The 1,619-nt window shown below is 44.7% G+C and carries 2 protein-coding genes; both read left to right on the top strand.

Going from position 1 to position 1,619, the window contains the following annotated elements; all coding sequences use genetic code 11:
- Nucleotides 1–1,029, top strand: a 1,029-nt coding sequence (locus tag ABD892_RS10765) for a DUF3987 domain-containing protein (RefSeq protein WP_345195633.1), incomplete at its 5' end; no start/stop codon positions are given.
- A gap of 95 nt (nucleotides 1,030–1,124) precedes the next feature.
- Entirely contained in the window at nucleotides 1,125–1,553 is a 429-nt protein-coding gene (locus tag ABD892_RS10760) for a RusA family crossover junction endodeoxyribonuclease (RefSeq protein WP_345195631.1), read from the top strand.
- The last annotated feature ends 66 nt before the right edge of the window (nucleotides 1,554–1,619 follow it).

Here is a 1,619-nt window from a genome sequence, read left to right as displayed (position 1 = left end):
TTCTTTTCCGACATGCTCACACACCTTAATAGGGTTTCAAGATTACCCTTGTTTGTGTGTCCGGAAAACTATAACCACTTCATCGTTAATGATACGACAGTGGAACAGCTTGGTGTTTTGTTGTCACAAAACCCTGTAGGTCTTTTGCTGGTGCGTGATGAACTCAACGGATGGCTGGCGGGATTAAATAGAGATGATAGGCAGACAGATCGAGCGTTTTGGCTGGAAGCCTTCAATGGTAACGGCTCGTTTAGTTATGACAGAGTATCCCGCGATGGGGTGTTTATCAAATCCAACACAATGTCTGTGATAGGTGGCATTCAGCCTATTCGTCTGCTCTCGCTTTTAAAAGACCAAGACGGCAAACACGGTGGGGATGGATTGATTGAACGACTACAGATTATGGTGTATCCCGATACGTCGGAATTTCAGTATGTAGATAAAGCGCCAGACAAAGTTTCTTCTGATGCCGCAAGGAAAATATTCGAACGGTTTAATCAGATAGAGTATCGGCCTGATGAACCGGTGATATTACGCTTTGACGATGATGCTCAGTCGCTTTTTGACGACTGGTATACCTCGCTCATGCAAAATTTGAGGAATGGCGATATAGACCATCGGCTGGAAGGTCATCTTGGTAAGTATCCGTCGTTGATGCCTACATTAGCTGTGGTCTTTCATTTGATGGATCAGCCTACTACGACCCCCATAACAGCAGATGCTGTAAAAATGGCTATGCAGTGGTGTGATGTATTGATGACGCATGCGGAGCGTGTTTATGCTTTGCTTGATAATTCCATGGTCCCAGTAAACGCGTTATTGTCACGATTAGATGAGCTGTCCCCAATATTTAAACAGTATGACCTTGAAAAGAAGCACTGGTCTGGTTTGACGAAAAAAGACGACAGACAGCGTGCGCTGGATATCTTAGTTAGGCATAACTATCTCAGAAGAGTTGTTGACTCTAGCGGTGCAGGACGACCAACAGTCACATTCCACGTTAATCCGAAAGGAATAAATGGTCACTGACAGAGCAATCTGGCAGGTCAAATAAGGTCAATTAAGTTTATTGACCTTTATTGACCGTGATCGGTCTGGTTTTTTAAATTTTCAGGAGTAGTCATATGGAATATGACATCCAGTCCCGTTTACAGGAAATACCCGCCATAGTGACTGAGTGCCTGAACGGTCCAGATCATGAAGCAGCAATTACAGCAATAATTCCTGGTGAGCCAGTAGCGAAAAGTCGCCCACGTTTGACACGGAGGGGGCGCGCCTATACACCCCAAAAAACAGCAGTAGCGGAAGAGTACGTTCGAACAGTAGTTATTAGTCAGACAGGCTGTCTGTCGCTGGAAGGACCGGTCGCATTAGAACTTTTAACTGTTTTACCGATACCGATGAGTTGGTCTCAAAAAAAACGTATGGCGGCACAGAAGGGAATGATTCGCCCAGCAGTAACACCGGATTTCGATAATCTTTCCAAGCTATATTGTGACGCTGTGAACGGTATCTGGTGGCAGGATGACAGACAGATGTCAGCACCGATTTAAAATGTCCACCTTTCACCGATCCAAAATGACCTGTGTGAGATGATAATCTAATCAGATTATCGTAGT

Source organism: Kistimonas scapharcae (assembly GCF_039540975.1).
Taxonomy (GTDB): domain Bacteria; phylum Pseudomonadota; class Gammaproteobacteria; order Pseudomonadales; family Endozoicomonadaceae; genus Kistimonas; species Kistimonas scapharcae.
Note: the sequence above shows the minus strand (reverse complement) of the source record. Positions and strands in the feature narration are given on the sequence as shown.